General features: G+C 71.9%; 8 protein-coding genes. 5 read left to right on the top strand and 3 right to left on the bottom strand.

Going from position 1 to position 9,607, the window contains the following annotated elements; all coding sequences use genetic code 11:
* The 4 genes from B1L11_RS42880 to B1L11_RS42870 form a co-directional block, all read left to right on the top strand.
* On the top strand, positions 1–787 hold a 787-nt coding region (locus B1L11_RS42880; RefSeq protein ID WP_179155585.1), incomplete at its 5' end, for a CdaR family transcriptional regulator.
* Positions 788–830: 43 nt separating this feature from the next.
* On the top strand, positions 831–2,114 hold the full coding sequence (locus B1L11_RS49290) for a hydantoinase/oxoprolinase N-terminal domain-containing protein (RefSeq protein ID WP_218671672.1): 1,284 nt from the start codon (positions 831–833) through the stop codon (positions 2,112–2,114).
* Positions 2,045–2,827 carry a hydantoinase/oxoprolinase family protein gene (locus B1L11_RS49285; RefSeq protein WP_218671671.1) on the top strand — a complete coding sequence of 261 codons (783 nt, stop codon included), beginning with the start codon at positions 2,045–2,047 and terminating at the stop codon, positions 2,825–2,827. Before B1L11_RS49290 ends, B1L11_RS49285 begins: the two co-directional genes overlap by 70 nt.
* Positions 2,824–4,533, top strand: coding sequence for a hydantoinase B/oxoprolinase family protein (locus tag B1L11_RS42870; protein ID WP_079320889.1), 1,710 nt, complete (start codon positions 2,824–2,826; stop codon positions 4,531–4,533). The genes B1L11_RS49285 and B1L11_RS42870 overlap by 4 nt, the downstream gene beginning before the upstream one ends.
* Before the next feature lie 9 nt (positions 4,534–4,542).
* Here the strand turns inward: B1L11_RS42870 and B1L11_RS42865 are convergent, their stop codons facing one another.
* Positions 4,543–4,914 (bottom strand): DUF742 domain-containing protein, encoded by a 372-nt coding sequence (locus tag B1L11_RS42865; RefSeq protein WP_239109313.1) that lies wholly within the window; start codon positions 4,912–4,914, stop codon positions 4,543–4,545.
* Positions 4,911–6,923 carry a nitrate- and nitrite sensing domain-containing protein gene (locus tag B1L11_RS42860; RefSeq protein WP_079320888.1) on the bottom strand — a complete coding sequence of 671 codons (2,013 nt, stop codon included), beginning with the start codon at positions 6,921–6,923 and terminating at the stop codon, positions 4,911–4,913. Before B1L11_RS42860 ends, B1L11_RS42865 begins: the two co-directional genes overlap by 4 nt.
* Before the next feature lie 176 nt (positions 6,924–7,099).
* Here B1L11_RS42860 and B1L11_RS42855 point away from each other — a divergent pair, with 176 nt between their 5' ends.
* Positions 7,100–8,695, top strand: coding sequence for an ABC transporter substrate-binding protein (locus B1L11_RS42855; RefSeq protein ID WP_079320887.1), 1,596 nt, complete (start codon positions 7,100–7,102; stop codon positions 8,693–8,695).
* 5 nt (positions 8,696–8,700) lie between these two features.
* On the opposite strand, the gene B1L11_RS42850 is transcribed toward B1L11_RS42855, so the two are convergent.
* The gene (locus tag B1L11_RS42850; protein WP_256863396.1) at positions 8,701–9,108 is read right to left on the bottom strand and encodes a hypothetical protein; all 408 of its coding nucleotides are present in this window, start codon (positions 9,106–9,108) and stop codon (positions 8,701–8,703) included.
* Positions 9,109–9,607 lie beyond the last annotated feature (499 nt).

Raw genomic sequence — 9,607 nt, 5'->3', positions numbered from 1 at the left:
CACGCGGCTGCCCGTGGACGGCTGGCACGTCGCGGTCTCCTGCGCGACCCCGGCGGCGGCGCGGCCCCGGGCGGCGGATCCGGTGCTCCGCGAGGCGCGCGGGACCGCCGCGGCGCTGCCCGGCGCACTGCGCCTCACAGATACGGGCCTCACAGATACGGGCCTCACAGATACGGGCGGCGGGACGGCCGAGCTGTCCGCGCCGCCGCTGGTCACCCGGTGGCAGGACGGCGTGCTCGTGCTCCTCACCGCCGACGAACGGATGACTCTCGGCGCCGGTCTGCCGTACTCACCGCGAGCACAGAGGATGTCAGCACAGTGGACGTCGGTCATGGGAGTCGGGGTCGGCACCTGCCAGGCGGGGCCGGACGGGCTGCGCCGTACGGCGTCGCAGGCGCGCGCGGCCGCCGCACGCGCCACGGCCGGGGAGGTCGTGCGGTTCGACCGGCTCGGGGTCCACGCGCTCCTCGCGGAGTTGAGCGGCAGCGAGAGCGCGCTGGTCGCCGCCAGGGACATGCTCGCCCCATTGGAACGCCTCGGAGCGCTCAGCGCCCACGCGGTGCCCACGCTGAAGGCCTACCTGGACAGCTGGGGCTCCCGCACCAGGGCGGCCGAGCTGCTCAGCCTGCATCCCAACGCGGTGGCCCACCGGATCAGGCGCATCGCCGAGGCGCTCGACGCCGACCTGTCCGACCCGCAGACCCGCTTCGCGCTCCAGCTCGCCTGCCACGTCGTGCTCGACCACGACTGTCTCCCGGGGACAACAACGCCGATCTCGTCGTCGTGAGGGCACATCGACGCGGTGCGCGGCCGGATCTACGTTGCCAGGCATGACAACGGTCATCGGAGTGGACGTCGGCGGCACCTTCACCGACCTCGTCCTGCACGACGCCGCGACCGGCGAGATCAGGGTCGCCAAACAGCCCACCACGCCGTCCGCGCCGGAACGCGGGGTCCTCGCCGCGGTCGACGCGGCCGTGCCACAGGATCTGCTCGCCCGCTGCCGCCACTTCGTGCACGGCACGACCGTGGGCCTGAACGCGCTGCTCGAAAGGCGGGGCGCGACCGTCGGGCTGATCACCACGGCCGGGTTCCGCGACGTGCTGGAGATCCGCAGGGGCGACCGCGACGACCCCTACGACCTGTTCTGGACCCCGCCGCCGCCGCTCGTGCCCCGGCGGCTGCGCCTGGAGGTGACCGAACGGGTGGCCGCCGACGGCTCGGTCGTACGCGACCTGGAGCCGGAGGACGTGCGGCGGGCCGCCGAGGTGTTCGCCGCCGAGGGCGTGGACGCCGTCGCGATCGTGCTGGTGAACTCCTACGCCAACCCGGCACACGAGACGCGGGCGGCCGAGCTGCTCAGGCAGGCCGGGTTCGCCGGGCCGGTCTCGCTGTCGCACGAGGTCTCGGGTGAATACCGGGAGTACGAGCGCACCTGCACCACGGTCGTGGACGCCTTCGTCCGCCACCGCATGGGGCCCTATCTGCACAACCTCGAGCGCGAGCTGAGGGCGAGGGGCTTCGCGGGCGAGCTGCTCGTGACCCGGTCCGGCGGCGGCGCGCTGGCGCTGGCCGAGGCCGCGGCCCGGCCGTTCGAGACGATCCTGTCCGGTCCCGTGGCCGGGGCCGCCGCCACCGCCCGCCTGGCCGCCTCGCTCGGGCTCGGCACGGCAGTGGCCGCCGACGTGGGCGGCACCAGCTTCGACACCGCGCTCATCGAGGACGGCCGGCTCCCGCTGCTCTACCAGGGCGAGGTCGTCGGCCTGCCGCTGCAGAGCCCCTGGGTGGACGTGCGGTCGGTGGGCGCCGGCGGCGGCTCGGTGGCGTACGCGGACGCGGGCGGCCTGCTGCGGGTCGCCCCCGCAGCGCGGGCGCCGACCCCGGCCGCCTGCTACCAGCGCGGCGGGACCGAGCCCACGGTGACCGACGCCGCCCTGCACCTCGGCATGATCCCCCGCGGGCACATCTCGGGCGGCATCGAACTGTCCGAGGACACGGCGGCCCGCGCGCTGGCGCCGCTGGCGGGCCGACCGGCATCGACGGCATGGACGCGGTCGCGGTGGGCGTGGTCAGGATCGCCGCCGCGCACATGGCCCAGGCCGTGCGCGGCGTGACCGTGGAGCGGGGCGTGGACCCGCGCGGCGCGGCCGTCGTCGCCTTCGGCGGCGCCGGGCCGGTGTTCGGCTGCCTGCTCGCCGACGAGCTCGACGTGGACACCGTGGTCGTGCCGCCCAACGCGGGCAACTTCTCCGCCGTCGGCCTGGTGCAGGCCGACATCGTGCGGTCGGCCGCCCGCACGATGGTGCGTCCCCTGGACGACGAGGCGCTGCCGCTGGTCGAGCGGGTGACCGAGACGCTGTTCGAACGGCTCGCACAGCCCGGAGCCGTACGCGAGGTGGACCTCGACCTGCGCCACCGGGGCCAGGAGCACACGCTGACGATCCCGGTGCGGCTGGGCGAGGACGACCCGGCGGCCGTGTCCGCCCGCTTCTCCGAGGCCTACCACCGGGCCTTCGGCCACACCCTGCCCGACCCGCTGGAGATCGTCACCGTACGGGCGACGAGCAGGGTGGTCCTCGACGCGGACCGACCGATGGTGCCGGCCCCGCCGTCGGGCGAGGGCGGGCGGGGGACGACGCGGCTGTGGTCGTTCCGCCGGGGCGCCTGGACCGAGGCCCCGGTCGTACGGCGGGAGGACCTGGACGGCGTGGCCGAGGGCCCGCTGCTGGTGGTGGAGCCGACCGCGACCACCTACGTGGACGCCGGCTTCGCGGTGGAGGCGCACGAGAGCGGCTGTCTCATGATCACACGGAAGGACCGCCCATGACCATCGTCCGCACCCGATACGCGGAGGTGCACCCGGGGCTGGGCGACGGAGCCGACCCGATCACCACCGAGATCATCCGGCAGGGCCTCAACGCGGCCGCCGACCAGATGAAGCAGTCGCTGATCCGCACCGCGTTCTCGCCGATCATCTACGAGGCGCTGGACTTCGCCGTCGCCTTCTACGACGCCGACATGTGCATGCTGGCGCAGGCCCCGACGCTGCCGGCGTTCATGGGCACCCTCGGCTTCTGCGTCAGGGAGGCCGTCGAGGGCGTCGGCGGTTCCGCCGCGCTCAGCCCCGGCGATGTGATCCTCTACAACGACCCGTACGGCACCGGCTCCCACCCCCAGGACGCGGCGATGGTGGTGCCGATCTTCCACGAGGACACGCTGGTCGCGTACTCCGCCATCAAGGCCCACTGGCTCGACATCGGCGGCAAGGATCCGTACTGCACGGACACGGTCGACGTCCACCAGGAGGGCACGATCTTCCCCGGCGTCAAGCTGTACGACGCCGGGCGGCTGGTCAGCGACGTCTACCGGATGATCCTGGCCAACAGCCGCATGCCGGAGATGGTCATCGGCGACATCAACGCGATGGTGGCCGGGGCGCGGACCGGGGCGGAAGCCCTCGGCGCGCTGGTGCGGCGGCACGGGCTGGACACCTTCCGCCGCTGCGTCGCCCGCATGTACGCCCACGGCGAGGCGCTGGTGCGCGGCTGGTTCGAGCGGCTGCCCGACGGCGTCTACCAGGCGTCCAGTGTCATCGACTCCGACGGCGTGAACGGCACGCCGATCCCGTTCGGCGTCCGGGTCGCCGTGGACGGCTCGTCGGTGACGGTCGACCTGACCGACTGCCCGGACCAGGTCGGCGGGCCGGTCAACTGCCCGCTGCCGTCCACCGTGGCGGCCGTCCGGATCGCGGTGTCCTTCCTCGCGGGGGCAGGCGAGCAGCCCAACGAGGGCCACTTCCGCCCGCTTGAGCTGGTCACCCGGCTCGGCTCGCTGTTCCACCCCGTACGGCCGGCGCCCTGCTTCATGTACGGCATCCCCTCCGACCACGCCATCGAGCTGATCATCAGGGCGCTGGCCGAGGCCGTGCCTGGATCGGTGCCGGCCGCCAGCGGCGGGGACATCAACGCCCTGGTGTGGTGGGGCAACCGCGAGGCGACCGGCGAGCCGTGGGCCGACGGCGCGCCGCACCCGGTGGGCCAGGGCGCCTCACCGTCGGGCGACGGCGCGAGTGCGCTCATGTACATCTCGGAGTCGGCCACCCGCTTCACCCCCGCCGAGGTGTGGGAGGCGCGCAACCCCTGGCGGATCGAGCGGCTCGCCCTGGCCGAGGACTCCGGCGGACCCGGCCGTCACCGCGGCGGCCTGGGGCTCGACCTGTCCTTCCGCATCCTGGAGGACCAGTACCTCACCGCGGGCCTGGCCAGGACCGCGCTGGCCCCCTGGGGCCTGGAGGGCGGCCTGCCGGGCCGGCCCAACCGGCTCACGGTGGAGTATCCCGACGGGCACGCCGAGGACTTCTCGCTGAAGACGCGGATCTTCCTGCCCAAGGGCGCGGTCGTGCACCTGCGCACCGGCTCTGGAGGCGGGTACGGCCCGCCCGAGGAGCGCGACCCCGAGGCCGTGCGCGCCGACCTGCGGGAGGGGTACATCACCCCCGAGCACGCCGCACGGCACTACCCGCACGCGCTCTGACCGAGAGGGTCACAGCGCGCGCAGGCCGCTGATCACCTCGGTGAGGATGCCGGGGGTGGGGAAGCGCGCGACGTTGGCGGGTGGGCGCACCTGCACGAGACCCTGCTCGTGGAGGTCGCCCACCAGCACCCGTACGACGCCGAGCGGCAGGTCGATCGCCGCGGCGATGTCCGCCAGCGACGCCGGGCGGGCGCACAGGCTGAGGATCATCCACTGCTCGGGACCGAGGCTCACCGGCGTGGGCCCGCCGGTCGCGGTGACGATGGCGACGAGGTCGATCTCCTGGCTGGAGGGCCGCACGCGTCCGCGGGTCAGGGCGTAGGCCGGGACGATGGGCCCGGCCTCCTCGTCCAGCCACTGGTCCTGCATGCGTTCCGTCACTTTCGGTCCTCCTCGCCGGTGTTCTCGTTCTCCTGCGGCCCCCGTTGCAGCGAGGCGAGGATGATGTCCTCCGGGGTGACCTCTCCCGCGGCGAGACGGGCGAGATCGGGATCCTTGGGGCCAACCATGAGCGCGGATGGGATCAGCACGATGGCGGTCGTTCCTCCGTAGGGCGAGGGCCGTAGGGTCACGCGGATGTCCCGCCGCGCGGCCAGGCGCGCGACGACGAACAGCCCCATGCGGTCGGTGTCCGCGATGTCGAACTCCGGCGGGTTGGCCAGACGCTCGTTCAGCTCGGCGAGCCGCTCCTTGGTCATGCCGAGCCCGCGGTCCTCGATCTCGACCGCGAAGCCCGTGCCGACGAGTTCGCCGCGCACCGACACGGTGGTGTGCGGCGGCGAGAAGATCGTGGCGTTCTCGACCAGTTCGGCGATGAGGTGGATGACGTCGGCCACCGCGGCGCCGTCGAGCCCGTGGTCCTCCATCGGCAGCACGTTCACCCGGGCGTAGTCCTCCACCTCGGCCGCGGCCCCGCGTACGACGTCGTACATCGGGACGGGCTTGCGCCAGGCGCGGCCGGGGGCGTTGCCGGACAGGATGATCAGGCCCTCGGCGTGGCGGCGCATGCGGGTCGTCAGGTGGTCGAGCCGGAACAGCTCCTCCAGCATGTCCGGGTCGGTCGTGTGGCGCTGCATGCCGTGGAGCTGGGTCCGCTGCCGGTGCAGCAGCGTCTGGCTGCGCCGCGCCAGGTTGAGGAAGACCTGGCTGACACCCCGCTGCAGGCGGGCCTGCCCGATGGCGGCCTCCACCGCGGTCTCCTGGACGGTGGAGAAGGCCCGCCCCACGTCCTGGATCTCGGCGGTCCCGCCCGCGGTCTGGAGCGGGGGCGCCTCGGTGGCCACGTCGACGTCGTCGCCTCGCTTGAGCTTGACCAGCACGCCCGGCAGCCGCTTGTTCGCGAGGTCGAGTGCGGCCTGCCGCAGGTCGGCCAGCTCGCGGGCGAGGCGTCCGCCGACCCGCAGCGAGATCAGGATCGAGGCGATGACCGCGAGGAGACCGAAGCCTCCGGCCAGCACGGCCCGCCGCAGGATCGAGTCGGCGATCGGCGCGGCGCGCTCGGCGAGCAGGGCCGCCGCCTCGGTCTGCGCCTTCTGGAACGACTCGGCCAGGTCGTCGGAGGTCGACTGCCACACCCGCTGCGTACGCGCCGAGAGCTTGGGCGCGGCGATGATCTGCTCTTCCTGCAGCCGCAGCCGCTGGTAGAGCGGGGTGGTGATCAGGTTGACGTGGAGCTGCCGCAGCCCGGCGTCCAGCTCGGGCAGCGCCTGGTCGATGAGGAACCGGCGGTTGCCCACGAGCTGGGTGAACAGCTTGCGCTCCTCGTCGGTGAGGCCGCCGGACGCCCCGGCGGCCGCCTCCAGCGCCTGCTCCCGGGTGAGCAGCTCCTTGGCGTACCCGAGCGAGATCACCACACGCGACTGCTGGTAGATCGGGATGTCGTCGATCAGCGCCAGGCTGTAGTGCATGCGGTAGATCGAGTCGCTGACCAGGTTGTAGGTCTCGATGGCGTACAGCCGCTCCGACAGCCCCTCGTCGATCTCCGCCCGGATCTCGTCGATCCGGCTGAGCCCCGCCAGCATCTCGTCGACCTGCGTGCGCATGGCCGGAGTGGTGGCCGAGCGGGAGGCGCTGGACAGGGCCAGCGTGCGGACCTTCTCCCTGGTCTTGTCGGTGTGCTGGCGCTGCAGGACCATGGCGTCGCGGTCGGCCTTCCGGTGCGAACCGAGGTATCGGGCCGTGGTCAGGCGCTCGCTCTGCAGGTCGACGATCAGGGAGTCAGCGGGCCGCCGCAGCGTGGACCACAGCGTGTTGTACGTACGAAGGCTCAGGCTGTCGCCGATCGTGACGCCGGCGGTGACCGCCCACAGGGCGACCAGCGAGAAGAGCGGTACGAGCAGCAGGCCGATGAGCCGGGACCTGATCGGCCGGTCACGCCTGCGCGGACTCATGGCACCTCGCCCAGTGAGGGACAAGCCTCACATAAAACCTTTTTGCGACAGGGATAGAGACTAGCAGTGAGGCGGGTGGGATGAGGGGACCTGTGATCGATTAGCGGGAAATATCATGTCCAATCGTGATCTTGCAGTAGCGTCGATCATGGTGGACACGGAAAGGACCCGCACGCATGCGCCGTTTACTCGTGCTGGGAGTGATGGCCGTGCTGGCCCTCGCGGGATGCGGCGGGGGTGAGGTCCAGGAGATCTCCGCCGCGAACCTTCCCTCGGCGAAGGACTCGACCTTCGTCTACCTGCATCATCTCGACATCGTCACCGACTGGGACCCGGCGAGCTCGTACTCCAACGAGGTCGTCGCGATGGAGAACATCTACGACTCGCTGACGATGTACAACCCCAGGACGCGGCGGGCGGCGCCGCGCCTGGCCGAGCGCTGGCAGACGTCCTCCGACGGCAAGGTCTGGACGTTCACCCTGCGGTCCGGCGTGGTCTTCCACACCGGACGACCAGTGGACGCCGCCGCGGTCAAGGCGTCCATCGAGCGCACCAAGCGGATGGGCGCCGGCGCGGCCTACATCTGGGACCCCGTGCAGCAGATCACGGTCAAGGACCCGCTGACGGTGGAGTTCCGGCTCAAGTACGCCGCCCCGCTCGACCTGGTCGCCTCCGCCGACTACGCGGCGTACATCTACGACACGCAGGCGGCCGGATCGGGCGACCTCAAGAAGTGGTTCCAGGCCGGCCGGGACGCCGGCTCCGGGCCGTACACGGTGGCGAGCTGGAAGAAGGGCCGCGAGAAGGAACTGGTGCTGCGGGCCTTCGACCGCTACTGGGGCGGCTGGGAGGGCCCGCACTACCGGAACATCGAGTTCCGCGTCACCCCCAACCTGGACCGGGCGTACCGGCTGCTGCTGCGCGGCGAGGCGAGCTACGTGCAGCGGCTGAACCCCGAACTGTTCCGGCGGGCCCGCGCGACCGCGGGTGTGCGCACCCTCCAGGTGCCGTCGTTCCAGAACATGCTCGTGCTGTTCAACACCGCCTCAGGCCCGCTGGCGGACGTACGGCTGCGCAAGGCGGTGCAGAAGGCGATCGACTACGACGGCCTGATCACCGGGCTCAAGGGTGCCGGGGCGCCCGCCTCCGGCCTGGTGCCCGAGGGCCTGCTCGGGCACACGCCCGGCCTCACCCAGAAGCAGGACCTGGCCGGGGCCACCGCGCTGCTGAACGAGGCGGGGTACGGCCCGGGCGGCAACCCCCTGCGCCTGACGCTGACCTATGCGCAGGGGGACGACGACGAGGAACTGCTCGTACGCAGGCTCAAGAGCGCGCTCGCCGAGCTGAACGTCCAGCTCGACGCGAAGGCGATGCAGTGGAACGACCAGTGGAACCAGGGCAAGTCGGCCGACCCGGCCAAGCGCCAGGACATCCTCGTCATGTACTGGTGGCCCGACTACGCCGACGCGTACTCGTGGTTCCTCAACGTCTTCCACAGCGCCGAGCCGGTGTCCTTCAACCTCACCTACCTCAAGGACAGGGACGTCGACGCGAAGATCGATCGTCTGCCGTCACTGGTGACGAACGACCGTCCCGCCGCGGAGCGGGCGTACGCCGAACTCCAGAGGAACCTCATCGAGGAGCAGGCCGTGGTGGCGGTGCCCTGGGTGTCCAACTACCAGCGGGCCTACCTGGGCAACGTTCAGGGGTACACCGACAACCCGGCCTACCCCAACGTCGTCTTCGTGCACGACCTCATCCCCGGCGGCTGAGCCGCTCAGCCCCGCAGACTGCGGCTGACTCCGCCGCAGCGGGGGCTGCGGGGAGTGCGGGACCGCCGGGGAACCACGGGCTCGTCGAGGTGGGCGAGCATGGACTGCGCCGCCACGGCGTCCGACAAGATCCGCTGTGCCTGCTCTCCGTCGGGAAGCTGCCCGTGCTCGGCCAGCTCGTGCTGGAGGAAGGTGAGCGCCTCCGGGTGGCCGGCGGAGTCCGCGGCCACGGTGGCGCGAGCCGCCGTCAGCAGGGCGAGATAGTGCGAGCGCAGGATCGCCTCACGCATACGCAACTGCTCCAGGTCGTCGAGCAGGGAGTGCGCGAGCTCGAGCAACTCGCCCGTGCGCGGCGGCTCGGCGGTGATGTGGGCACGGATGTCGTCGAACTCCGACCGCATGATGATGGCCACCTCCAGCGACGAAAGTCCGGGCGGCCGGGTTGGCGCCGTACGGGGACTTCCGCATCGTCTTCGTAGCGCGGGGCGATTGCGAGCGGCTTGACGTTCGGTTGCGTGGGAAGACGACGGCCACGTGGAGCCGTCGCGGAGCGCGGGGACGACGGCCACTTGCGGCGTTCGTCCCTCACGTCGTGCCTCCCCGATCATCCGTGCCATGCCGGCTGTCCGCCGCGGCGCTAAGTAGATGCCTGAGAGCCGGATCTGGTTGTCCCCGCTTGCCCGCCCGTTTTGCCGCGTACGGGAGGCGGGACATGCTCCCGGTCACGACCTGCGGGAACAGTCGCCGCGGGCTGGTGTGTTGGACAACCGGACGCCCGGGGCAGGGCCGCCCCGGCGGGGAATAGCCCGCGCCGTGGGGGCGTTGTTCTCCAATCGGGTCATGGCGGTGCCGGACCCTGGTAATCTTGTGGTGTCGGCGCGGTTCGGCGCACTCCTCTTCGATCACTTCGGT

The organism is Microbispora sp. GKU 823, from assembly GCF_002027145.1.
Taxonomy (GTDB): Bacteria; Actinomycetota; Actinomycetes; order Streptosporangiales; family Streptosporangiaceae; genus Microbispora; species Microbispora siamensis.
This window is presented reverse-complemented; position numbering and strand designations above follow the sequence as displayed.